This is a genomic window from Mycobacterium arosiense ATCC BAA-1401 = DSM 45069, assembly GCF_002086125.1.
In the GTDB taxonomy this organism is placed as follows: Bacteria; Actinomycetota; Actinomycetes; order Mycobacteriales; family Mycobacteriaceae; genus Mycobacterium; species Mycobacterium arosiense.
The window spans coordinates 1-22,989 of sequence record NZ_MVHG01000083.1 but is presented as its reverse complement, the minus strand read 5'-3'; the positions used below and the strand labels follow the sequence as shown (position 1 = coordinate 22,989).

Genomic DNA, 22,989 nt, shown 5'->3' with positions numbered 1-22,989 from the left:
AGACAAGCCACACCCCACCCGGAGGTTCTCCTCACATCAAGCCAACACGCCTGCTACCAACGTCTGGTCCGAGTACACCTAGCACCAGTCCATTCTGCACCTGGGTGAACGATCCCAGAGAACCGGAGGAACTGCCGAGCGATTGGGTGCCGGACGAGCCGTTGCCCCAGCCCGTGCCGGACGACCCGCCCTTCTGACTCCGGTCCGGACGCTAGGGTGCCAGTCATGCCCGTCGCACCGAATGCATCGAGGTTTGCCCGCCGATCGATCGCCGCGGCCGCGGCAGGACTGACGATCGCCGCGATGTCGGCGTGCGACAAGCACAACGCGCCGCAGCCCGGGGCCAACCCCCGGCAGGTGACGGTCATGGGTACCGGCCAGGTCCAGGGCGTCCCGGACACCCTGACCGCCGACGTGGGCATCGAATTCACCGCACCCGACGTCACCACCGCGATGAACCAGACCAACGACCGTCAGCAGGCGGTCATTAACGCACTGACCGGCGCCGGCGTCGACCGCAAGAACATCAGCACCACCGAGGTCACGCTGTCCGGCGAATACAACAACCCGGAGCCCAGGGCCACCGCCGCCATCACCGCATACCGCGCCACCAACGCCATCGCCGTCAAGATCCACCCGACCGACGCCGCGTCGCGGCTGTTGGCCCTCATCGTCGGCACCGGCGGCGACGCCACCCGGATCAAGTCGGTCCGCTATTCGATCGCCGACGACTCGCAGCTGGTGAAGGACGCCCGGACGCGCGCGTTCAACGACGCCAAGAGCCGCGCCGAGCAGTACGCCCAGCTGTCCGGGCTTCGGCTGGGACGGGTGCTGTCCATCTCGGAGGCCACCGGCAACACCCCGCCGCCGGCCGGGGCGCCCCGAGCGATGCCGTCCATGGTTCCGCTGGAACCCGGCCAGCAGACCGTGAACTTCTCGGTGACCGCGGTGTGGGAGTTGGATTAGCGCATCGCTATGTGACTGAGCCCGACCGGATCTACTGCTGGTAGACCCTGGGGTCCAGGGTGCCGATGTAGGACAGGTCCCGGTATCGCTCGTCGTAATCGAGGCCGTATCCGACGACGAAGTCGTTGGGGATGTCGAAGCCCACGTAGGCGATGTCCACATGGGCGCCCTGCGCGTCCGGCTTGCGCAGCAGCGTGCACACCCGCAGCGAACGCGGGCGCCGCGTCTTGAGGTTGCGCAACAGCCAGGACAGGGTGAGGCCCGAGTCGACGACGTCCTCGACGATCAGCACGTCGCGGCCCTCGATATCGCGGTCCAGGTCCTTGAGGATCCGCACGACGCCCGAGGAGGACGTGGACGACCCGTACGAGCTGACGGCCATGAATTCGAACTGGGTCGGCACCGGGATCGCGCGGGCCAGGTCGGTGACAAAGATCACAGCGCCCTTGAGCACGGTGATCAGCAGCAGGTCCTGACCGGTCTCCGTCGCGATGTCGCGGTAGTAATCCCCGATCTCTTGGCCGAGTTCGGCGATTCGCGCCTGAATTTGCGCCGACGTAAGCAGGACAGACTCAATATCCCCGGGATAAAGCTCCGCGGGCTGAGCGGGGGTGATCGCCGAGGAGATCTGGGCCACGCCCACAGAGTGCCACGACGGCGAGCGAATAACCAACGGCAGCCCCGGTATTGCGGCTAATGGACCGGCTTGCCGACCGGCTCACGCCACAGCATCAGCACACCGTCGCGGCGTCCCGCGAATAGTCGCTCGTTGGCCAACGACGAGCCCACCGCCACCCCGCCCTGCCCGTGCCAACCGGTGACCAGGGCGTCGACCCCCCGGATTTGCCTGTCGGTCAGGCCCGTTGCCCCGCCGGCCAGCAGCCAGGCCCGGATCACCCGGCGGCGCATCGGGGGGTCCAACGCCGCCAACGCCGGCACCCGCAGGCCCGCGTCCGCCCGGGCTCCGGGCAGCGCCCGGGCGGCCATTGTGTCGAGCAGCTCGGAGTCCTCCCGCAACGCCGTCGCGGTGCGGGCCAGCGCCTCGGCCACCCCGCCGCCGAGCACGTCTTCCAACAGCGGCAGCACCTCGGTGCGCAGCCGAACCCGGGTGAAGCGGCGGTCGCTGTTGTGCGGGTCCTGCCACGGGGCCAGCCCCAGCTCCCGGCACGCGGCGTGCGTGGCCGCCCGGCGCACCGCCAACAACGGCCGGCACCACGGCGGATCGTAGGGACGCATCCCGGCGATCGATCGCCCACCGGACCCGCGACCTAGTCCCAGCAGCACGGTCTCGGCCTGGTCGTCGAGCGTGTGACCCAGCAGCACCGGGCCGGAGCAATGGGCGCTCAACGCGGCGTAGCGCGCGGCGCGCGCCGCCGCCTCGGGGCCGCCCTGGCCGCCCGCCTGCACCCGAATCACTTGGGCCGCAACGCATCCCAACGCCAGGGCCTGATGCCGCGCGGTTTCGGCGACGGTGGCCGAGTCGGGTTGCAGCCCGTGGTCGACGACTACCGCCGTGGTGGGCCGCAGCCGGGCGGCGACGGCGGCGAGCGCCAGGGAATCCGGCCCACCCGACAGCGCCACGCACCACGGTTCGTCGGTGTCGAGGTGGGTCTTGACGAACGCCTCGACAGCCGCGCGCAGCTGGCCTACAGCACCCTGTCGATCCATCGCTGGGGTTCTTCGATTTCGATGGGCAGCGGCAGCGTCTCGGGTCCCGTCCAGATGGCGTTGAACCGGGCCATGCCCACCTGGCCCACCACGTGGTCGACGAACGCCTTGCCGCGGGTGTACTGGCTGAGCTTGGCGTCGAGCCCCAGCAGCGCGCGCAACAACCGCTGCAGCGGCGGTTGCTTGCGGTGGCGACGCTCGTCGAACCGGCGGCGGATGGTGGCCACCGACGGCACCGCCATCGGCCCGACGGCGTCCATGACGTGGTCGGCGTGGCCCTCCAGCAGGGTACCCAGCACCAGCAACTGATCCAGCGCCTGCCGCTGCGGTTCGGACTGCACCGCGCGCACCAGGCCGAGGATCCCCGCCGAGTTGGCGTCGAATTCCGGCGCCCCGCTGGCGCGGTTGCGCGCGTAGTCGGCGAGCCGGCCGATGACCTGTCCCATGTCCTCACCGCCGTCGCGGGTCAACAGGCCCAGCGCCTGTGTCATGTAATCGGGCAGCCACGGGTTGGCGGTGAACTGCACGCGATGGGTGACCTCGTGCAGGCAGACCCACAGCCGGAAGTCGGACGGGTCGATGCGCAGCTGCCGCTCGACGGCGATGACGTTCGGATAGACCAGCAGCAGGCAGCCGATTTTCGTCCCGTTGTCGGTGGCGAACGGGTCGTATTGGCCGAGAATCCCCGAGGACACGTAGGCCAGGACGGCGCCCGTCTGCGCGCCGGTGACGCGGCCGGTGAAAAAGCCGCGCGGCTTCTCGGCACCGTTCATCATCACCCGCATCGACTCGGTGGCCGCGGCAATCCAATCGGGGCGGTCGACGATCCGGGCATTCGGCACAACGCCGTTGGTGATCAGGCCGGTGACGTCGCGCACCAACGGTTCGGCCTTGACCGACGACGTCGCGAGTTCGTCGATCACCTGACGGCGGGTGTAGTCGCTGGATGGCGGGCCAGGCCTGGCCAGCCGCCGACCCACCGTGGCCGCAAACCGCCAGTCGACCGCGGTGCCCAACGTCAGGTCCGACGCCGGCGTCATGAGCACCCGCAGGACCACAGCCGGCTCGCCAGCGCGTCCATCACGTTGCGGCCGTTCGGGCCGGCGTCGTTGGAGAGGAACGCGAAGGTGAGCACCCGGCCGCTGCGGTCGGTGAGCACTCCGGCCAGCGCGTTGATGTTGGTCAGCGAGCCGGTCTTGGCCCGCAGCCAGCCCGCGGGGCCCTGGGCGGTGGAGGCGTCGGTGAAGCGATCGGCCAGCGTCCCGCTGCCGGCGGCGACCGGCAGCAGATCCAGCAGCGCCCGCAGCGGCGGCTGGTCGGGCCCCGCCGCGGCCTGCAGCACCCCGTCGAGCGTCTTGGCCGTCAACCGGTCGTCGACCGAGAGTCCACTGGAATCCAGCAGGGCGACACCCGCGGTGTCGACGTGGGCTGTGGTCAGCCGGTTGGTCACCGCGTCGGCGGCGCCGGCGAAGCTGCGCGGCCGGTTGATCGCGGCCGCCACCTCCCGGGCGATGCTCTCGGCCAGCACGTTGTCGGAGTGGTCCATCATCTCGGAGAGCCGCTGCACCAGTGGCGCCGACTGGACCACCGCGAGCTGCCGCGCTCCCGAGGGCGCGGTGGCGATCGTCACCGCGTTGGGATCCAGGCCCAGCGCCTTGGCCAGCTCCCGGCCGGCATCGAGCGCAGGCGTCCGGGACCGCCGCGAGTTGACCGTGCTGGGCTGGATGCGGCCGGCGTCGATCATCACCGATTCGATCGGCGCGATGTCGCCGTTGTCGACGTCTGCGAGGTCCCAGCCCTGCGCCATCGTCGGCCCGCTGAACGCCGAGGTGTCCACCTGCACCGCGGTCGGCGTCACCCCGCTGCGGCGGATCTGCTCGACGAGGTCGCTGATCCGCGCCGATCCCCGGTACCAGGTCTCGACGCCGGGCGGCGCCGCCGACAACGCGGGATCGCCCGCGCCCACCAGCACGACGGGGCCCTGGGCGTTTTGACTGCCGGCCACCACGCGGGTGCTGATCCGGGCCTGGCGGTCCAGCGTCAGCAACGCCGCCGCCGCCGTGAGCACCTTGTTGGTCGACGCCGGCACCAGCGGCATGTCTGCGGCCACCTGCCACAGCTCTTTGCCGGTGATGGCGTCGGTGACCCGGCCGCCGAGGTGGCCCAGGTTGGGGTCGCCCGCCACCGGCGCCAGCATGGCGGCCACGCCAGGTCCGCTGGGTAGCTCGGCGGTCTCGCTCACCGGGACCATGCCGGGCTTCACCGTCGGTGCGTGCGGTGGCGGGATCGGGGCGTGCGCGCTGTTGGCGCCGTGCCCGGCCGTGGTGAAAAACGTTGCCGCTACCACGACGGCGGCGACAAACGCCAGCACGCCCAACCCGATGAACACTGGGGTGGATTTTTGCCAGCGAGTACGGGCCATGACTCTCCTGACTCCTCTGGTGACCCATTCTGCCGAATCGGCGCCGATGCGCTCGACTAGGGTGTACCAGAGCAAATTCGGCCTACCCCCGAACAGACACCTTCCCCAACAGACGCCTTCCTAACAGACAAGGAGCCGAGCGGTGGAATTCGACGTGACCATCGAGATCCAAAAGGGCCAGCGGAACAAGTACGAGGTCGACCACGAGACTGGACGGCTACGTCTGGACCGCTACCTGTACACCGCGATGGCCTATCCGACCGACTACGGCTTCATCGAAGACACCCTCGGCGAGGACGGCGATCCGCTGGACGCGATGGTGCTGCTGCCGCAGTCGGTGTTCCCCGGCGTGATCGTGGAGGCCCGCCCGGTGGGAATGTTCCGGATGACCGACGAGAAGGGCGGCGACGACAAGGTTTTGTGCGTGCCGGCCGGCGACCACCGCTGGGACCACATCCAGGACATCGGCGACGTTCCCGAGTTCGAGCTGGACGTGATCAAGCACTTCTTCGTGCACTACAAAGACCTGGAGCCGGGCAAGTTCGTCAAGGCCGCGGACTGGGTTGGCCGCGAAGACGCCGAGGCGGAGATCCAGCGCTCGATCGAGCGGTTCAAGACCCAGGGGCACTGACGCGCGTCGGGCTGATCACGCCCGCGCGGGCGTAGCGCCGATTGCGCAGGATGCTCCACCCCAGCGCGGCCGCGATGACCACCACCCCGACCGAGGCGGTGACCGCCTCGGGGACCTCGAACCGCGGCTCGATGGAGGCCAGCATGATCACGGCCAGCGCCCCGATCGCCCAGTGCGCACCGTGTTCCAAATACACGTACCGGCCCAGCGCTTCCTGGCGAACCAGGTAGATGGTGATCGACCGGACGAACATCGAGCCCACCAGGCCCAGCCCCAGCGCGATGACGACGGGGTCCGAGGTGATGGCGAACGCGCCGGTGACGCCGTCGAAAGAGAAAGCGGCGTCGAGGACTTCCAGGTAAAGGAACAGCGTCAGGCCGGCCCAGCCGGTCGCGGCGGCCGGGGCGCCCGATCCGGTGTCGGCTTTGGTGTCGGCTTTTGTGTCGGATGGCCGAAAGGCCCGGCTCAATCCGTTGACCACCAGGTAGGTCACCATGCCCAGCAGCCCGGCGGTCAGCACCGTTGCCGCCTCGTCACCGGAGTGCGTCAACCGGGTGCCCACTCCAACCAGCGTTAGACCGGCGACCACCAGCGACACCTGCCCCAGCCGGCCGATACGTGCGAATGGGATCTCGATCCACTTGAGCCACTTGATGTCTCGGTCATAGAACAGGAAATCCAGGAACAGCATCAACAGAAAGATTCCGCCGAACGCCGCGATCTGCGGGTGGGCCGCGATGACGAGCTTTTCGTAGCTGGGCGAGCCGTCCGGGAACTGCAGCGCGCCGCGCGGCGGGGGATGCAGCGCCAACTCCATCGCCCGCACCGGATCCAGGCCCGCGGTCGCCCACACGATGAGCAGCGGAAAGAGCAGCCGCATGCCGAACACGGCGACGAGGATGCCGATCGTCAGGAACATCCGTTGCCAGAAGCGGCTCATCCGCTTCAGGATCGAGGCGTTGATGATGGCGTTGTCGAACGACAACGAAACCTCGAGGGCGGCCAGCACCAGCAGCAGATAAAGACCCTTGAAGCCGCCGTAGGCATATCCGAGGCCGAGTGCCGCCGCGGTGACCAACAGCGAGACCCCGAAGGTGCGCAATGCGGACATGGTCCCTTTCCGGCCGCCGTCCACAGTAGTTAACCGGATCGTCGCGGCCGGCGGACCGCTACGGGCCGCATAGAATTTTCAAATTGTGGCGAAACATCGGGGCAGTCGGCCGAAAGCGCCGCCGTCCCGATGACCGAGATCAGCGCCTCGCAGGGGCCGGTGGCGCGCGGCAGCATGGCCAGGGTCGGCACCGCCACCGCCGTGACGGCGCTGTGCGGTTATGCGGTGATCTATCTGGCCGCCCGCGACCTGGCGCCCAGCGGCTTCTCGGTGTTCGGGGTGTTCTGGGGGGCGTTCGGGCTGGTCACCGGCGCGGGCTTCGGCCTGCTCCAAGAGACCACCCGCGAGGTGCGTGCTTGCTCCGTCGGGGGGTCCTACCTCGAGGTCGCTCCGACCAGGCGCACCCATCCGATGCGGGTCGCCATGCTGGTCGGGGTGGCCGCGGCCGTCCTGATCGCCGGCAGTTCGCCGTTGTGGAGCGGTCGGGTGTTCGTCGAGGCGCGGCCGCTGTCGGTGGCGCTGCTGTCGGTCGGGCTGGCCGGGTTCTGCGTGCATGCCACCTTGCTGGGCATGCTCGCCGGCACCAACCAGTGGACGCGCTACGGCGCGTTGATGGTGACCGACGCGGTCCTGCGGGTGGCGGTGGCCGCAACCACCGTGGCGCTCGGGTGGCGCCTGGCCGGCTTCCTGTGGTCGACGGTGGCGGGGGCGGTCGCCTGGCTGATCTTGCTGGTGGCCTCGCCGGCGACCAGGGCAACCGCCCGGCTGCTCACCCCGGGCGGCACCGCGATTTTCTTACGGGGCGCGGCACATTCGATCACCGCGGCCGGCGCCAGCGCCATCCTGGTGATGGGTTTTCCGGTGCTGCTGAAGCTGACCAGCGCCGAGCTCGGTGCGCAGGGCGGGGTGATCATCCTGGCCGTCACGCTGACCCGCGCGCCGCTGCTGGTGCCGCTGACGGCCATGCAGGGCAACCTGATTGCGCATTTCGTCGACGAGCGCAGCGATCGGATTCGCGCGTTGCTCGCCCCGGCCGCGATCGTCGGGGCGATCGGCGCGATCGGGGTGGTGGCCGCGGGCGTGGTGGGCCCCTGGCTGTTGCGGGTGGCCTTCGGGGCGCAGTACCAGGCCGGCAGCGCGCTACTGGCGTGGCTGACCGCGGCGGCGGTGGCGATCGCCATGCTGACGCTAACCGGAGCGGCGGCGGTGGCCGCCGCGCTGCACCGGGCCTACTCCCTGGGTTGGGTCGGCGCCACGGTCGCATCGGGATTGCTGCTGTTGCTGCCGCTGTCCCTGCAGACCCGAACCGTGGTCGGGTTGCTGTGCGGCCCGGTGGTGGGCATCGGCGTCCATCTCGTGGCGCTGTCGCGCGCCACGCGCTCTACCGGCTGATTTGGCCTTCACCAGCGTGTACCTTGTGGGCTTAGATGGATACTGAAACGCCGGTCGTCTGGGTCGTCATCCCCGCCTTCAACGAAGCAGCAGTCATCGGCGAGGTGGTCGCCGATGTGCGCTCGGTATTCGACAATGTCGTCTGCGTGGACGACGGCAGCGCCGACGACACGGGCGAGATCGGCTGGCGGGCCGGGGCTCACCTGGTGCGCCACCCGATCAACCTCGGGCAGGGTGCGGCCATCCAGACCGGCGTCGAGTACGCCCGCAAGCAGCCAGGGGCCCAGATCTTCGCCACGTTCGACGCCGACGGCCAGCACCGCGTCAAGGACCTGGTGACCATGGTCGACCGGTTGCGCGTCGGGGACGTCGACGTCGTCATCGGCACCCGGTTCGGCACGCAGCAGGGGGCCCGGCCGCCGCTGGTGAAACGGATCGTGCTGCAGACCGCCGCGCGGTTGAGCCGGCGCGGCCGCCGGCTTGGCCTGACCGACACGAACAATGGGTTGCGGGTGTTCAACAAGAAGGTCGCCGACGGGCTGGACATCACCATGAGCGGCATGAGCCACGCCAACGAATTCATCATGCTGATCGACGAAAACCATTGGCGCGTCGCCGAAGAGCCGATCGAGGTGCTTTACACCGAGTACTCGAGGTCGAAGGGACAGCCCCTGCTCAACGGCGTCAACATCATCTTCGACGGGTTCCTGCGTGGTCGGATCCCGAAATAGCTTTCAGATGAAAGGGTTGGAGCATGAACTGGATTCAGGTGCTGCTGATCGGGTCGATCGTCGCGCTGCTGGTTTATCTGCTGCGCTCACGCCGCAACGCGCGTGCGCGCGCCTGGGTCAAAGTCGGCTACGTGGGGTTCGTGCTGGGTGGCATCTATGCGGTGCTGCGGCCCGATGACACCACGGTGGTGGCCCAGTGGTTCGGGGTGCGCCGCGGCACCGACCTGATGCTCTACGCACTGATCATGGCGTTCTGTTTCACCACGCTCAGCACGTACATGCGGTTCAAGGACTTGGAGCTGCGCTACGCGCGGCTGGCCCGCGCCGTGGCCATCGAATCCGCGCAGGCACCAGAAACGGCCTAGCCGACCTGCGCCTGCCGGAAGTACTCCACCGTGCGGGCGACCCCATCGGACAGCTCCACCTTTGGCTTCCACCCCAGAACCTCTGCCGCAGAAGCGATGTCGAGGCATGACCGCCTGAGGTCACCCAGCCGCGGCGGCGCGAACTCCGGGTCGTCGGGCGCCCCGACGGCGGCCGCAACCGCCGAATGCAGTTGGCGGTCCGAGGTTTCGATGCCGGTGCCGACGTTGAACCGCTGCCCGCCCCCGGCGTCGCCGGACGCCCTGACGAAGGCGTCCACGACGTCGTCGACGAAGACGTAGTCGCGGGTGTTGCTGCCGTCGCCGAAAACCTTGGTGGGCTTACCCGACAGCAGCGCCTGGGCGAAGATCGCCACCACGCCGGCTTCACCGTGCGGATCCTGGCGCGGGCCATAGACATTAGCCGGAGCGATGTGCGAGCAGTCCAGGCCGTACAGGTGGCGGAAGGTGTTCAGGTAGATCTCGCCCGCCACTTTGCCCGCGGCATACGGCGACGCGGGGTCGGTGGGCACGCTCTCGGGCGTCGGGTAGCGCGGTGGGGTGCCGTAGATGGATCCGCCCGAGGAGGTGTGCACGATCTTGCGGACCTGCGCCCGGCGTGCGGCCTCGGCCAGGCGCACCGTGCCGATCACGTTGACCGAAGCGTCGAATTGCGGGTCGGCCACCGAGTGCCGCACGTCGATCTGGGCTGCCAGGTGAAACACCACCTCCGGGCGGTGCTCGTCGAGGATGGCCTGCAGGTCGGCGGTCACGATGTCGGCCTCGACGAAGACGTGCGCCGGGTTGTCGGCCAGATGCTCGAGGTTGGTCGCGCGGCCGGAGGCGAAGTTGTCCAGCCCCACCACCGCATGACCGTCGGCTAACAGACGGTCGACTAGCGTCGAGCCGATGAATCCGGCTGCCCCGGTAACCAGTGCACGCACCGGCCCACCATACATAGCGGTCGTGGCGTTCGCGCTCATCGCGGTGCAGCTGGCCGTGCGCGCGGTGCTGGCGTTCGGCGGCTACTTCTATTGGGACGACCTGATCCTGATCGGCAAGGCCGGCACCCACAACCTGTTGGCGCCGTCGTATCTGTTCGACGACCACGACGGGCACGTCATGCCCGGGGCATTTCTGCTCGCGGGCAGCATCATCCGGCTCGCGCCGCTGGACTGGACGTGGCCGGCGGTCAGCCTGCTGGTGCTGCAACTGCTGGCCTCGCTGGCGTTGTTGCGCGCGCTGCACGTCATCCTGGGCTGGCGGCCGGTGCTGCTGATCCCGTTCACGTTCGCGTTGTTCACCCCGTTGGCGGTGCCCGGGTTCGCGTGGTGGGCGGCCGCGCTGAACTCGTTGCCGATGCTGGCCGCGCTGGCCTGGGTGTGCGCGGACGCCGTGCTGCTGGTGCGCACCGGCAAACAGCGGTACGCCGTGACCGGCGTGCTGGTCTACCTCGGCGGGCTGCTGTTTTTCGAGAAGGCGGCGGTGATCCCGTTCGTCGCGTTCGCGGTGGCCGCGCTGCTTGGCCACGTGACCGGCGATCGCGGCCCGGGATCGGCGCTGGCGACCCTCTGGCGGGCCGGCCTGCGATTGTGGATCGCCGCGCTGGCGCTCACCGCCGCCTGGATCGCGCTGTATCTGGCCGTGGTCAATCAGCAGCGGTGGAGTTCCGACCTGTCGATGACAGGGCGGCTGCTGGCGCGGTCCATCACACACGGCATCGAGCCGGGGCTGGCCGGCGGGCCGTGGCACTGGGACCGGTGGGCGCCGGCCTCGCCCTGGGCCACACCGCCGCCGTCGGTGATGGCGCTCGGGTGGCTGGTCCTGGCCGGGACGCTGGCGGTGTCGCTGGTGCGCAAGGAGCGCATCGGGCCGGTCTGGGTGGTCGCCGTCGGCTACACCGTGGCCTGCCAGGTGCCGATCTATCTGATGCGGTCGTCGAAGCAGACCGCGCTGGAGCTGGCGCAGACGCTGCGCTACCTGCCGGATCTGGTCGTGGTGTTGGCGCTGCTGGCCGCCGTGGCGTTGTGTGCGCCCAACCGCCGGGCCGGGCCGCGCTGGCTCGACGCGTCGCCGAAACGCACCGCGGCGGCCATGGTTTTGGCGGTGCTGTTCGTGGCCGGCAGCCTGTACTCGACGGCCACCTTCCTGACCAGCTGGCGCGACAACCCGGCCCAGCCCTACCTGCGCAACGCCCGCGCGTCGCTGGCCGCGGCCCACGCGGCCTCGGACGCGCCGCTGCTGGATCAGGAGGTCGACCCGTTCGTGCTGCAGCGGGTGGCCGCGCCGGAGAATCTGGCCAGCCACCTGTTCGCTCTGCTGCGGGATCGGCCCGAATTCGCGCCCGCGACAACACAATTGCGCATGTTCGACGGCTCGGGCCGGCTGATCGAGGCGCGGGTGAGCTGGGTTCGGACCATCGCGCCGGGGCCGATGCCGCGGTGCGGCTATTTCGCCCAGCCGGACCAGCCGGCGCGCCTGATCCTCGACGGTCCGCTGCTGCCCGCCGATTGGACCGTCGAGCTGAACTACCTGGCCAACAGCGAGGGCTCGATGATGTTGTCGCTGACGCAGGGCCCCGAGGTCAAGGTGCCCGTGCATCCCGGACTCAACCGGGTCTTCGCGCGGTTGCCGGGCGCCGGGGACACGATCACGGTGCGGGCCAACACCACCGCGCTGGCGTTGTGCATCGCGTCGGGCCCGGTGGGGTTCGTCGCGCCGGCCTGAACGCGCCCGCCGAAAAAGATGGAGCCGCCTGGGGGAATCGAACCCCCGACCTATTCATTACGAGTGAATCGCTCTACCGACTGAGCTAAGGCGGCATACCCGCACGCCGGGCGGCACGAGTCTACGGCAGCCGGGCGGACACTACGAAATCAATCGCGCAGTTGCTGGCCGATGGTGGCGACCATGGCGTCGACCGCGAACTTGGGTTTGACGTTGATCGCCAGCGCCTCGCGGCACTCCAACACCGCTTCGATGCAGCGCAGCAGCCGCGCGGGCGGGGCGTGGGCGGCGAGCGCAGCCACCCGCTCGGCCATATCCGGATGGTTGGCCCGCACCGCCGCGGCTCCCCCTGTTACGGCGGAGGCCATCAGCGCGTCGCGGAAGTAGGTCGCCAGGTCGATGAGCGCCCGGTCCAGCGCGTCCCGCGACGCCCTGGTCTGGCGCGACTTCTGGCGTCGCTCAAGGTCCTTGATCGCCCCGGCCGCGCCGCGCATGGCGCCCGCGGTGCCCTTGCCGGTGCCGCCGGCGCCCAGGGCCGTGCGCAGCTCTTCGGTCTCAGCCTCGGCGCGGTCCGCGGTCAGCACGACGGCCTCGGCTTCGGCCGCGGCAACCAGCTCTTCGGCGGCGGCGTAGGCCCGCGACGGGGTCGCGGCGTCGCGCACCAGCGTCAGCGACCGTTCGCGACGCGCCCGGGCCTCGGGGTCGGTGGCCAGCCGCCGCGCCCGGCCCACATGACCGCCGCTGACCGACGCCGCCCAGTTCGCCGTGTCGGGCGTCAGGCCGTCGCTGTCGACCAGGACGCGCGCGATCGCCTCGGCCGACGGCGTCACCAGCGCCACATGCCGGCACCGGGAACGCAACGTGATGGCGATGTCCTCGGGATCCACCGACGGCGCGCACAACAAAAAGACCGTCGACGGCGGCGGTTCCTCGACCACCTTCAGTAGGGCGTTGGCGGCGCCCTCGGTCAGCCGGTCGGCATCCTCGATGACCACGATTTGCCAGTTCCCGGTGGCCGGGCGCCGCGAGGCGATCTGCACAATCGCGCGCATCTCGTCGACGCCGATGGACAGGCCCTCGGGGATCACCCGGCGCACGTCGGCGTGGGTGCCGGCCATGGTCGTCGTGCACGCGTGGCAGCGCCCGCACCCGGGCTCGCCGTCCTGAGAGGTCGACGTGCACTGCAGCGCGGCCGCGAAGCACAGCGCCGCCACCGAGCGCCCCGACCCCGGTGGCCCGGTGATAAGCCATGCATGTGTCATAGTCCCACCGCCGGACTCACTGTGGCCCGCGTCACCACGAGCGGCTCGGGCGGCGGCCAGCAGCTCGGCCGTCACCGCGTCCTGGCCTACCAGCCGCGTAAACACCCCGGACATCACCGGTAACAGTAGTGGCGGTGCCGACAGATACCGAACGGCCACCGTACCGCGACCATTCCGTAATATTCGGCGCCCTCGGGGCGCCCCGGTCGACCTGCCGAGATCGAAATTATGTTTCCGGGAGGTCGGCGCCGCCCGATACGGTGGGTTCGTGACAACGGCGGCTGAACTACCGGGGCGGATCAGCGCATTCGTCCGCTGGGTGATGCGCACGCCGTGGCCGCTGTTCTCGCTCAGCATGCTGCAGGCCGACATCATCGGCGCCCTGTTCGTGCTCGGCTTCCTGCGCTACGCGCTGCCGCCCGAGGACCGCATCCAGCTGCAGGACCTGCCGGTGCTCAACGTGGCGATCTTCGCGACCGCGCTGGTCGTCGTGTTCCTCACCGGTCTGGCCTTCACGCTGCGGCTGCTGCTGCCCGTGTTCCGGTGGCAGCGCCGCGACAACATGCTCGCCGAGGCCGACCCGGCCGCCACCGAACTGGCCCGCAGCCGCGCGCTGCGGATGCCCTTCTACCGCACCCTGATCAGCATCGTGGCCTGGGCCATCGGCAGCGTGGTGTTCATCATCGCCAGCTGGTCGGTGGCCCGATACGCCGCACCCGTGGTGGCGGTGGCCACCGGGCTGGGCGCCGCGGCCACCTCGATCATCGGCTACCTGCAGTCCGAACGGGTGCTGCGGCCCGTGGCGGTGGCCGCCCTGCGCAGCGGGGTGCCCGAAAACGTCAAGGCGCCCGGCGTCATCCTGCGCCAGATCCTGACCTGGATGCTGTCCACCGCGGTGCCGGTGCTGGCGATCGTGCTGGCGGTGGTGGCCGACAAGACCTCGCTGCTGCACGCCACGCCGGAGAAGCTGTTCACCCCCATCCTGCTGCTGGCGCTGGCGGCGCTGGGCATCGGCCTGGTCAGCACCCTGCTGGCGGCCATGTCGATCGCCGATCCGCTGCGCCAGCTGCGCTGGGCGCTCTCGGAGGTGCAACGCGGAAACTACAACGCGCACATGCAGATCTACGACGCCAGCGAGCTCGGCCTGCTACAGGCGGGCTTCAACGACATGGTGCGCGACCTGTCCGAGCGGCAGCGGCTGCGAGACCTGTTCGGCCGCTACGTCGGTGAGGACGTGGCCCGCCGGGCGCTGGAGCGCGGCACCGAGCTGGGCGGCCAGGAACGCGACGTCGCGGTCCTGTTCGTCGACCTGGTCGGCTCCACCCAGCTGGCCTCGACCCGGCCACCCGCCGAGGTCGTCCACCTGCTCAACGAGTTCTTCCGGGTGGTGGTGGAAACCGTTGGCAAGCATGGTGGTTTCGTCAACAAGTTCCAGGGTGACGCCGCGCTGGCCATCTTCGGTGCGCCGATCGAACACCCCGACTCGCCCGGCGGGGCGCTGGCCGCGGCCCGGGAATTGCACGACGCGCTGCTGCCGGTGATCGGTTCGGCGGAGTTCGGCATCGGGGTGTCGTCCGGGCGGGCCATCGCCGGTCACATCGGCGCCCAGGCCCGCTTCGAGTACACCGTCATCGGCGACCCGGTCAACGAGGCCGCCCGGCTCACCGAGCTGGCCAAGCTCGAGCCCGGCCACGTGCTCGCGTCGGCGATCGCGGTCAGCGGGGCGCTGGACGCCGAGGCCCTATGCTGGGACGTCGGCGAGGTGGTCGAGCTGCGCGGCCGGCGGGCGCCGACCCAGCTGGCGCGCCCGGTGCACCTGGCCGGAACGCCCGACTCCGCGCCGGCCCGGCCGCGGACCGAGGAGATGTCCGGCGAGGCCATCGGCCCGGGGTACTGAAACCCCGAGCCGAATCAGCTGCGCTTGGCGACCTTCTTCGCCGCCGCCTTCTTGGCCGGGGCCTTGCGAGTCGCCTTCTTGGCGGGACGCTTGGCCGGGCCACGGGCCCGGCGATCGGCCAGCAGTTCAGCGGCGCGCTCGTCAGTGATCGAGACGACGTCATCACCCTTGCGCAGGCTGGCGTTCGTCTCACCGTCGGTGACGTAGGGGCCGAACCGGCCATCCTTGATCACCATCGGCCGGCCCGTCGCCGGATCGGCGCCCAGCTCACGCAGCGGCGGCGCGGCGGCGCCCTGCCGGCCGCGGCGCTTGGGCTCGGCGTAGATCTTCAGCGCTTCCTCGAGGGTGATGTCGAACATCTGCTCCTCGGTCGCCAGCGAGCGAGAATCGTTGCCGCGCTTGAGGTATGGGCCGTAACGGCCGTTCTGCGCGGTGATCTCCTCACCCGTGTCGGGGTCCACACCGACCACCCGTGGCAGCGAGAGCAGCCGCAGCGCGTCCTCGAGCGTGACAGTCTGCAAATCCATCGTGCGCAGCAGTGAGCCCGTGCGGGGCTTGGGACCGTTGGGCTTCTTGCCCTTCTTCGCGGGCGCTGCGCCGCCGTCGTCGTCGGGCGGCGGCTCCGGCAGGACCTCGGAAACGTATGGCCCGTACCGGCCATCCCTGGCGACGATTTCGTGACCGGTTTTCGGGTCCACCCCCAGCACACGACCCTCCTGCGGCGTGGCGAACAGCTGCTCGGCCACCTCCAGCGTCAGCTCGTCCGGGGTCAGCGAGTCGTTGAGGTTGGCCCGCTGCGGTTTGAGTTCGCCGCTGGGATCATCGGGGTCGCCGGTCACCATTCGTTCCAGGTAGGGCCCGTTCTTGCCCACCCGGACGTAGACCGGCCGACCTTGTTCGTCGTCAAAGAGCTTGATGGAGTTGACTTCTCGGGCGTCGATGCCTTCCAGGTTGACGCCGACGAGCTTCTTCAGGCCACCGGCGCGAGCCACCGAGTCGGCCACCCCGTGCTCGCCGCCGAAGTAGAAATTGTTGAGCCAGTCGGTGCGACGCTCCTGCCCCGAGGCGATCGCGTCGAGCTCGTCTTCCATCGCGGCGGTGAAGTCGTAGTCGACCAGGCGCCCGAAATGCTGTTCCAGCAAACCGGTTACGGCGAACGCCACCCAGGACGGCACCAGGGCGCTGCCCTTCTTGTGCACGTAGCCGCGGTCCTGGATGGTCTTGATGATCGACGAGTACGTCGACGGCCGGCCGATGCCCAGCTCTTCGAGCGCCTTGACCAGCGACGCCTCCGTGTAGCGAGCCGGCGGGTTGGTGGCGTGGCCGTCGGGGGTGAGTTCGATGGCGTCCAGCCGCTGGCCCTGGGTCAGCTGCGGCAGCCGGCTCTCGGCGTCATCGGCCTCGCCGCCGGCCAATTCGTCCACCGTCTCCACGTAGGCCTTCAAAAAGCCGGCGAAGGTGATGGTGCGACCGCTGGCCGAGAACACCACCTCACGTCCGCCCGATTGACCACCGATCCGCAGGCTCAGCGTGGTGCCGCGGGCGTCGGCCATTTGCGAGGCCACCGTGCGCTGCCAAATCAGCTCATAGAGCCGGAAGTCGTCCCCGTCGAGCTCGCGGCGCACCGCGTCCGGGGTCGCGAACGTCTCGCCGGCGGGCCGGATCGCCTCGTGCGCCTCTTGGGCGTTCTTGACCTTGCGGGTGTACTGCCGCGGCGACGGGGACACGTATTCCGCGCCGTAGAGCTGGCGGGCCTGCGTGCGGGCGGCGTTGATCGCGGACTCCGACAGGGTGGTGGAGTCGGTACGCATATATGTGATGTAGCCGTTTTCGTAGAGCCGCTGGGCGATGCTCATGGTGCGCTCGGAGGAGAACCGCAACTTGCGGCCCGCTTCCTGCTGCAGCGTCGAGGTCATGAACGGGGCGTAGGGGCGCCGGGTGTAAGGCTTCTCCTCCACCGACGCGACGGACAGCTGTGCCCCACGCAGGCCCGCGGCCAACTCAGTGGCCCGAGCCTCGTCGAGAACGGTCACCTCGTCGGCCTTGCGCAGCTGACCCAGCGAATCGAAGTCGCGGCCGGTGGCCACCCGCAGGCCGTCGACGCCGGTCAGGCGGGCGGTGAAGATGGGCGGCGAAGCTTGCGGGTCGGACACGCTGGCGTCCAGCTGGGCAACGATGTCCCAGTAGGAGGCGCTGCGAAACGCCATGCGGTCGCGTTCGCGCTGCACGATGATCCGGGTGGCCACCGACTGGACCCGGCCCGCCGACAGCCTGGGCGCGACCTTCTTCCACAGCACGGGGCTGACCTCGTAGCCGTACAGCCGGTCCAGGATGCGCCGGGTTTCCTGCGCGTCGACCAGGTCGATGTCCAGGTCGCGCGGGTTTTCGGCGGCCTCGAGGATGGCCGGCTCGGTGATCTCGTGGAACACCATCCGCTTCACCGGAATGTTCGGCTTGAGGGTTTCTAGCAGGTGCCAGGCGATGGCTTCGCCCTCGCGGTCGCCATCCGTGGCCAGATAGAGCTCGTCGACTTCCTTGAGCAGGCCCTTGAGTTCGGTGACCGTGCTCTTCTTCTCCGGGCTGATGATGTACAGCGGTTCGAAGTCCGCGTCGACGTTGACCCCAAGGCGCGCCCAGGGCTCCGACTTGAACTTCGCCGGCACGTCGGCGGCGGCCCGGGGCAGGTCGCGGATGTGGCCGCGCGAGGACTCGACGATGTACCTGGAGCCCAGGTAGCCGGCAAGTTTGCGCGCCTTGGTGGGCGACTCGACAATCACGAGTCGCCGGCGGCTGCCGTTCCCGCCGCTACCGGTTTCCTTTAATTTCGGGTCAGCCAACTGCCCTTACGCTCCATCCGTGATTGGTCCCCCCTGCGAGACCACTGCAGGAAGAATGACAGGTCGGCGTCGAAAATTCCGGTGAAATTCAGGTACGCGACCGTTCCTTCGCCCCGCGGCACCTGACAATTTCGCACCCTCGGGCGGGCCTGCGCAAACTGACCTCCGCGACAACGGCGGAGATTCGACCGATATCCGCCGGCTAGACGCGCGGCCACCGCGCGGACGCCTCGGCGCCCTCGGGCGGCTCCCCCACGTTCTCTACCAGGCGCGATAGCCTGCGGCGTCCGCTGATCCGCAGCGCGGGGCGGCCGCCCCGGGTGCCGATCAGGGTGGGCGCGATCCCGACGCGCATCAACGCCGACGCCAAGGGCGAATGAGTGTCCGGCGCGTGGGGGTCCAGGGCCAACAGGTAATGCTCGCCCTCCGGATTTCCGGCCGCCAGCGTCCACGCCCGCAGCTCACGCGGCCCGGGCAGCCAGCGCGGCGGCACGGTCTTGACCGCTCCGCGCGTCCATTCGGCGGCCAGCGTGATCAGCGCGGGATCCACGGCGGTGCGCACCAACGGGCTGTCCTCGTCGGTCCGGCTGGTCTCGGCGACCAGACCCGCCTCTCGGATCATCTCGGCGAGCGCCGACGCCCGCCACGGCTGGTCGACGACCACCGACAACCTGGCACCCGCGACGGCATTTTCACCGGTGGCACCGACGATGACGATCTGCCCGGACGCCGCCAGCACTCCGGAAAGATCGGCGACCGCGGGCGGCACCGACTCCGCTGTAAAGAAGGAAAGCTGGCTCACGCCACCGACAGTAGGCCAGGGTGCCCGCCCGCGTCTTGAGGCAACCGGCGCGCGTCCGGTATCGGCAGGGATGCACGCCTGGTTGCCGCAAAAAAGAGGAAACCCCCCGGCTGAACCCGCTGGGCGGGTCTGCACGAGGGGTATCCGTTGAGGTCTGCTCTCGGTCTAGACGGAGCGGACTCCGGTGGCCTGGGGGCCCTTAGGGCTATGGCCGATCTCGAACTCGACCTTCTGGTTCTCTTCGAGGGTGCGGAAGCCCGAACCCTGGATCTCCGTGTAGTGGACAAACACATCCGCGGAACCGTCTTCAGGGGCGATGAACCCGAAGCCCTTCTCCGCATTGAACCACTTCACAGTTCCCTGTGGCATCTCTCGATATTTCCTTTTCTTCTGGGTGCGGGGCATCGCCTTTCGATGCCCCGGGCCTGGTACGACCGCCATACCTCGCTGAGTCGCCGGAACTTCACCCGACCGATTAACCTCGCAGGAACCGCGGCCGCAACGTCGATCCTGCGAAAGTGTGACACGAACACAGAAGCTGCGACCGCAAATAGTCAACCATGTTCATCGCGTCGGCGACAGACTTGCGTCTTCCGCCGATTCGAAGGCCGCTGCGGCGGCCGATTCACAATCGGATGCCGGAGGAAGAGTGATGGCGAGTTTCGGCAGCGAGCTGCTGGCCGCCGCGCTCGCCGGGACCCCGGCCGACGAGCATCCGCTGCGTCACGTCGCCGAACTGCCGCCGCGCAGCGGCCGCCCGCGCGATTGGCCCGCCTGGGCCGAGTCCGACGTCATCGGCGCGTTCGCCGAGCGCGGGATCACATCACCGTGGTCGCATCAGTTCGCGGCCGCCGACCTGGCGTACGCGGGCCGTCACGTCGTGCTCGGCACCGGTACCGCCTCAGGCAAGTCGCTGGCCTACCAGCTTCCGGTCCTCAACGCGCTGGCGACCGATCCGCGCACCCGGGTGCTCTACCTGTCGCCGACCAAAGCGCTGGGCCACGATCAATTGCGCGCCGCGCACGCGCTGACGACGGCGATTCCGCGGTTGCATGACGTCGCCCCCACCGCCTACGACGGGGACAGCCCGACCGAGGTCCGCCGCTTCGCACGGGAACGTTCGCGGTGGTTGTTCTCCAACCCCGACATGATCCACTTGTCGATCCTGCGCAACCACGCCCGCTGGGCCGTCCTGCTGCGCAGTCTGCGCTTCGTCGTGGTCGACGAATGTCATTACTACCGCGGGGTATTCGGCTCCAACGTGGCGATGGTGCTGCGCCGCCTGCTGCGGTTGTGCGCCCGTTATGGGTCGTCACCGACGGTCATCTTCGCCAGCGCGACAACGGATTCGCCGGGCGCGACGGCCGCCGAACTGATCGGGCTTCCGGTTGAGGAGGTCACCGAGGACGGTGCACCGCAGGGCGCCCGGACCGTGGCGTTGTGGGAGCCCGCGCTGCGGGCCGACCTGACCGGCGAGAACGGCGCACCGGTACGGCGATCCGCCGGCGCGGAGGCGGCGCGGGTGATGGCCGACTTGATCGCCGAGGGCGCTCAGACGCTGACGTTCGTGCGGTCCCGCCGCGCCGCGGAACTGACCGCGCTCGGCGCCCAGGCGAGGCTGGACGACATCGCTCCGGAGCTGTCCCGCACGGTGGCGTCGTATCGGGCCGGCTACCTGGCCGAGGACCGCACCGCGCTGGAGCGGGCGCTCGCCGAGGGCCGGTTGCGGGGCCTGGCCACCACCAACGCGCTGGAGCTGGGCGTGGACATCGCCGGCCTCGACGCGGTGGTGCTCGCCGGCTTTCCCGGCACGGTCGCCTCGTTCTGGCAGCAGGCCGGCCGGTCCGGGCGGCGCGGCCAGGGCGCGCTGGTAGTGCTGGTCGCCCGGGACGATCCGCTCGATACGTATCTGGTGCACCACCCGGCGGCGCTGCTGGACAAGCCGGTCGAGCGGGTCGTGATCGACCCTGCCAACCCGTACATCCTGGGTCCGCAGCTGCTGTGCGCGGCAACCGAACTGCCGTTGGATGATGCCGAGGTGCGCAGCCTCGGCGCCACCGAGGTGGCCGACGGCCTGGTCGATGACGGGCTGCTGCGGCGGCGCAGCGGAAGGTACTTTCCGGCGCCCGGCCTGGAACCCCATGCCGCGGTGGACATCCGGGGTTCGGCGGGCGGTCAGATCGTCATCGTGGAGGCCGACACCGGCAGGTTGCTGGGCAACGCCGGCGCGGGTCAGGCGCCGGCTACCGTCCATCCCGGCGCGGTGTACCTGCACCAGGGCGACAGCTACGTGGTGGACTCGCTGGACTCCGAGGAAGGCATCGCGTTCGTTCACGCCGAGGATCCCGGTTACGCGACGTACGCGCGGGAGATCACCGACATCGCGATCACCGGCAGCGGCGAGCGCCTGACCTTCGGGCCGGTCACCCTGGGCCTGGTGCCGGTCCGGGTCACCCATCAGGTGGTGGGGTACTTACGGCGCAGGCTGTCCGGAGAGGTGATCGACTTCATCGAACTCGACATGCCGGAGCACACGTTGGCCACCATGGCGGCGATGTACACGATCACCGAAGATGCGTTGCAGCGCAATGGTATTGAGGCGACGCGGATCCCCGGAGCTTTGCACGCGGCCGAGCACGCGGCGATCGGGTTGCTGCCGCTGGTGGCCAGTTGTGATCGCGGGGACATCGGCGGTCTGTCCACCGCCGTCGGGCCCGATCCGGCCCGCCTGCCCAGCGTCTTCGTCTACGACGGCTATCCGGGCGGCGCGGGGTTCGCCGAACGGGGCTTTCGCCAGGCCCGCACCTGGTTGGGGGCGACGGCCGCCGCCATCGAGGCGTGCGAGTGCCCCAAGGGGTGCCCATCCTGCGTGCAATCTCCCAAGTGCGGCAACGGCAACGACCCCCTCGATAAGGCTGGCGCGGTGCTGGTGCTGAAGCTGGTTCTCGCGGAGCTGGCGGCGGGCCCGCGCAACGGCGGTCCCGGCGGGTGACGATCGGCCTGCCGGGCTGTGTGCGCAAGGCCGCACTCCCATGCATTCGAGCCCGCGCCGTAAGATCGGCCGCATGGCCCACGACTGGTTGCTCGTGGAGACACTCGGGGGTGATCCCACCGTCGTGGCGCAGGGCCGCCAACTCAAGAACCTCGTCCCCATCACCACGTTCCTGCGCCGCAGTCCCTATCTCGCCGCGGTTCGCACCGCGATCGCCGAGTCGGTGCAGACCGGCCAGGCCCTGACCAGCATCACGCCCAAGCGAGACCGCATCATTCGCACCGAACCCGTGGTGATGTCCGACGGGTTCATCCACGGCGTGCATGTCTGGACCGGCCCCGCTGACGCCGAGCCGCCCGAGCGACCCGTCCCGGGGCCGCTGAAGTGGGACCTGACCCTGGGCGTGGCCACCGATACCCGCGAATCGCTGATCAACAGCGGCAAGAATCCCGAGGTCGAAGTCACCTTCGGCAGGGCTTTCGCCGAGGATCTGCCGTCGCGCGAACTCAACCCGAACGAAACCAAGGTTCTGGCCATGGCGGTCAGAGCCAAGCCGGACCAAACACTCTGCAGCACTTGGGATCTCACCGACTGGCGGGGAGAGTCCATCCGGATTGGCTTTGTCGCGCGCACGATTCTGGAACCGGGCCCCGACGGCCGGGAGCATTTGGTGGCGCGGGCAATCAACTGGCAATCCGAACTGAAGGGCCCGGAGGTATCGACCGACGATCTGGCACAACGAATCCTCAGCGGCCTGGCCCAGGCCGGGGTGCACCGCGCACTGATCGACCTCAACACCTGGTCGCTGCTGAAATGGCTCGACGATCCCTGCACCTTCTACGACTGGCGCAGCAGCGAGACGGGCAAGCCCCGGGTCCACCCCGATGACCAGGACCTGATGTCCACCATGACAAGGGAATTCAGCGGGGGTGCCACCAGCCGGGTGTTGCGCCTGCCCGGCAACGACGGGGACTGGGTGCCGGTGCACGTCACCGTCAACCGGGTGGAACTGGAACCGGATACGTACGCCGGACTTGTCTCCCTGCGCCTGCCCACCGACGACGAACTGGCCTCGGCGGGATTGTCGCCGACGCCGGACGCCGCGCCCTAGTTGTACTCGGACCAGACGTTGGTAGCAGGCGTGTTGGCTTGATGTGAGGAGAACCTCCGGGTGGGGTGTGGCTTGTCT

Annotated in this window: 19 protein-coding genes and 1 tRNA gene; 9 read left to right on the top strand and 11 right to left on the bottom strand. The window is 69.3% G+C overall.

What is annotated here, in order from left to right; all coding sequences use genetic code 11:
• The first annotated feature begins 225 nt into the window (after positions 1-225).
• On the top strand, positions 226-966 hold the full coding sequence (locus BST14_RS22715) for an SIMPL domain-containing protein (RefSeq protein WP_083066606.1): 741 nt from the start codon (positions 226-228) through the stop codon (positions 964-966).
• 31 nt (positions 967-997) lie between these two features.
• Here BST14_RS22715 and hpt read toward each other — a convergent pair whose 3' ends face one another.
• The 4 genes from hpt to dacB are packed head-to-tail and all read right to left on the bottom strand — an operon-like array spanning position 998 to position 5,056.
• Complete coding sequence (gene hpt / locus BST14_RS22710) at positions 998-1,609, bottom strand: hypoxanthine phosphoribosyltransferase (protein ID WP_083066605.1); 612 nt, start codon at positions 1,607-1,609, stop codon at positions 998-1,000.
• Positions 1,610-1,659: 50 nt separating this feature from the next.
• Positions 1,660-2,634 carry a tRNA lysidine(34) synthetase TilS gene (tilS, locus tag BST14_RS22705; protein WP_083066604.1) on the bottom strand — a complete coding sequence of 325 codons (975 nt, stop codon included), beginning with the start codon at positions 2,632-2,634 and terminating at the stop codon, positions 1,660-1,662.
• Positions 2,613-3,674: a zinc-dependent metalloprotease gene (locus BST14_RS22700; protein WP_083066610.1), complete on the bottom strand. Its 1,062-nt coding sequence runs from the start codon at positions 3,672-3,674 to the stop codon at positions 2,613-2,615. The genes tilS and BST14_RS22700 overlap by 22 nt, the downstream gene beginning before the upstream one ends.
• Complete coding sequence (dacB, locus tag BST14_RS22695) at positions 3,671-5,056, bottom strand: D-alanyl-D-alanine carboxypeptidase/D-alanyl-D-alanine endopeptidase (protein ID WP_142279549.1); 1,386 nt, start codon at positions 5,054-5,056, stop codon at positions 3,671-3,673. Before dacB ends, BST14_RS22700 begins: the two co-directional genes overlap by 4 nt.
• A gap of 142 nt (positions 5,057-5,198) precedes the next feature.
• On the opposite strand from dacB, the gene BST14_RS22690 reads away from it, so the two are divergent.
• Positions 5,199-5,687, top strand: coding sequence for an inorganic diphosphatase (locus BST14_RS22690; RefSeq protein WP_083066602.1), 489 nt, complete (start codon positions 5,199-5,201; stop codon positions 5,685-5,687).
• On the opposite strand, the gene BST14_RS22685 is transcribed toward BST14_RS22690, so the two are convergent.
• Entirely contained in the window at positions 5,668-6,798 is a 1,131-nt protein-coding gene (locus BST14_RS22685; RefSeq protein WP_083066609.1) for a DUF475 domain-containing protein, read from the bottom strand. The genes BST14_RS22690 and BST14_RS22685 overlap by 20 nt on opposite strands.
• A 129-nt stretch (positions 6,799-6,927) precedes the next feature.
• Between BST14_RS22685 and BST14_RS22680 the strand changes: the two genes are divergently transcribed.
• From BST14_RS22680 to BST14_RS22670, 3 genes are read left to right on the top strand one after another with little or no spacing between them, the layout of a single operon-like run.
• Positions 6,928-8,190, top strand: coding sequence for a hypothetical protein (locus BST14_RS22680; RefSeq protein ID WP_083066601.1), 1,263 nt, complete (start codon positions 6,928-6,930; stop codon positions 8,188-8,190).
• Positions 8,191-8,225: 35 nt separating this feature from the next.
• On the top strand, positions 8,226-8,921 hold the full coding sequence (ppgS, locus tag BST14_RS22675) for a polyprenyl-phospho-N-acetylgalactosaminyl synthase PpgS (RefSeq protein ID WP_083066600.1): 696 nt from the start codon (positions 8,226-8,228) through the stop codon (positions 8,919-8,921).
• A 23-nt stretch (positions 8,922-8,944) separates the two neighbouring features.
• The gene (locus tag BST14_RS22670; RefSeq protein WP_083066599.1) at positions 8,945-9,286 is read left to right on the top strand and encodes a DUF2304 domain-containing protein; all 342 of its coding nucleotides are present in this window, start codon (positions 8,945-8,947) and stop codon (positions 9,284-9,286) included.
• Here the strand turns inward: BST14_RS22670 and BST14_RS22665 are convergent.
• Positions 9,283-10,227 (bottom strand): NAD-dependent epimerase/dehydratase family protein, encoded by a 945-nt coding sequence (locus BST14_RS22665; RefSeq protein ID WP_142279548.1) that lies wholly within the window; start codon positions 10,225-10,227, stop codon positions 9,283-9,285. The two genes, BST14_RS22670 and BST14_RS22665, sit on opposite strands and share 4 nt — an antisense overlap.
• Here BST14_RS22665 and BST14_RS22660 point away from each other — a divergent pair.
• The gene (locus tag BST14_RS22660; RefSeq protein ID WP_142279547.1) at positions 10,193-12,010 is read left to right on the top strand and encodes a hypothetical protein; all 1,818 of its coding nucleotides are present in this window, start codon (positions 10,193-10,195) and stop codon (positions 12,008-12,010) included. The genes BST14_RS22665 and BST14_RS22660 overlap by 35 nt on opposite strands.
• 19 nt (positions 12,011-12,029) lie before the next feature.
• Here the strand turns inward: BST14_RS22660 and BST14_RS22655 are convergent.
• Together BST14_RS22655 and BST14_RS22650 are read right to left on the bottom strand one after the other, a co-directional pair.
• Positions 12,030-12,105 (bottom strand) — tRNA-Thr (locus tag BST14_RS22655).
• A 54-nt stretch (positions 12,106-12,159) separates the two neighbouring features.
• On the bottom strand, positions 12,160-13,386 hold the full coding sequence (locus BST14_RS22650; protein WP_083066597.1) for a DNA polymerase III subunit delta': 1,227 nt from the start codon (positions 13,384-13,386) through the stop codon (positions 12,160-12,162).
• A 154-nt stretch (positions 13,387-13,540) separates the two neighbouring features.
• Here BST14_RS22650 and BST14_RS22645 point away from each other — a divergent pair, with 154 nt between their 5' ends.
• The gene (locus BST14_RS22645; protein ID WP_083066596.1) at positions 13,541-15,169 is read left to right on the top strand and encodes an adenylate/guanylate cyclase domain-containing protein; all 1,629 of its coding nucleotides are present in this window, start codon (positions 13,541-13,543) and stop codon (positions 15,167-15,169) included.
• 14 nt (positions 15,170-15,183) lie between these two features.
• Here BST14_RS22645 and topA read toward each other — a convergent pair whose 3' ends face one another.
• From topA to cspA, 3 genes are all read right to left on the bottom strand, one after another.
• A complete protein-coding gene (gene topA / locus BST14_RS22640; protein ID WP_083066595.1) occupies positions 15,184-18,006 on the bottom strand; it encodes a type I DNA topoisomerase in 2,823 nt (940 codons plus the stop codon).
• Positions 18,007-18,208: 202 nt separating this feature from the next.
• On the bottom strand, positions 18,209-18,808 hold the full coding sequence (locus BST14_RS22635) for a hypothetical protein (protein ID WP_083066594.1): 600 nt from the start codon (positions 18,806-18,808) through the stop codon (positions 18,209-18,211).
• A 165-nt stretch (positions 18,809-18,973) separates the two neighbouring features.
• Positions 18,974-19,177 carry a cold shock protein CspA gene (cspA, locus tag BST14_RS22630; RefSeq protein WP_007166602.1) on the bottom strand — a complete coding sequence of 68 codons (204 nt, stop codon included), beginning with the start codon at positions 19,175-19,177 and terminating at the stop codon, positions 18,974-18,976.
• A gap of 283 nt (positions 19,178-19,460) precedes the next feature.
• Here cspA and BST14_RS22625 point away from each other — a divergent pair, with 283 nt between their 5' ends.
• Positions 19,461-21,800 (top strand): DEAD/DEAH box helicase, encoded by a 2,340-nt coding sequence (locus BST14_RS22625; RefSeq protein WP_083066593.1) that lies wholly within the window; start codon positions 19,461-19,463, stop codon positions 21,798-21,800.
• 73 nt (positions 21,801-21,873) lie between these two features.
• On the top strand, positions 21,874-22,911 hold the full coding sequence (locus BST14_RS22620) for a PAS domain-containing protein (protein WP_083066607.1): 1,038 nt from the start codon (positions 21,874-21,876) through the stop codon (positions 22,909-22,911).
• Positions 22,912-22,989 lie beyond the last annotated feature (78 nt).

What these genes read in the sequence shown, in the direction of transcription:
- dacB (WP_142279549.1), bottom strand. Translation starts at nt 5,056, where the DNA reads ATGGCCCGTACTCGCTGGCAAAAATCCACCCCAGTGTTCATCGGGTTG.
- BST14_RS22715 (WP_083066606.1), top strand. Translation starts at nt 226, where the DNA reads ATGCCCGTCGCACCGAATGCATCGAGGTTTGCCCGCCGATCGATCGCC.
- ppgS (WP_083066600.1), top strand. Translation starts at nt 8,226, where the DNA reads ATGGATACTGAAACGCCGGTCGTCTGGGTCGTCATCCCCGCCTTCAAC.
- BST14_RS22620 (WP_083066607.1), top strand. Translation starts at nt 21,874, where the DNA reads ATGGCCCACGACTGGTTGCTCGTGGAGACACTCGGGGGTGATCCCACC.
- tilS (WP_083066604.1), bottom strand. Translation starts at nt 2,634, where the DNA reads ATGGATCGACAGGGTGCTGTAGGCCAGCTGCGCGCGGCTGTCGAGGCG.
- BST14_RS22650 (WP_083066597.1), bottom strand. Translation starts at nt 13,386, where the DNA reads ATGTCCGGGGTGTTTACGCGGCTGGTAGGCCAGGACGCGGTGACGGCC.
- BST14_RS22660 (WP_142279547.1), top strand. Translation starts at nt 10,193, where the DNA reads ATGAATCCGGCTGCCCCGGTAACCAGTGCACGCACCGGCCCACCATAC.
- BST14_RS22700 (WP_083066610.1), bottom strand. Translation starts at nt 3,674, where the DNA reads ATGACGCCGGCGTCGGACCTGACGTTGGGCACCGCGGTCGACTGGCGG.
- BST14_RS22670 (WP_083066599.1), top strand. Translation starts at nt 8,945, where the DNA reads ATGAACTGGATTCAGGTGCTGCTGATCGGGTCGATCGTCGCGCTGCTG.
- BST14_RS22680 (WP_083066601.1), top strand. Translation starts at nt 6,928, where the DNA reads ATGACCGAGATCAGCGCCTCGCAGGGGCCGGTGGCGCGCGGCAGCATG.
- cspA (WP_007166602.1), bottom strand. Translation starts at nt 19,177, where the DNA reads ATGCCACAGGGAACTGTGAAGTGGTTCAATGCGGAGAAGGGCTTCGGG.
- BST14_RS22625 (WP_083066593.1), top strand. Translation starts at nt 19,461, where the DNA reads ATGGCGAGTTTCGGCAGCGAGCTGCTGGCCGCCGCGCTCGCCGGGACC.
- BST14_RS22685 (WP_083066609.1), bottom strand. Translation starts at nt 6,798, where the DNA reads ATGTCCGCATTGCGCACCTTCGGGGTCTCGCTGTTGGTCACCGCGGCG.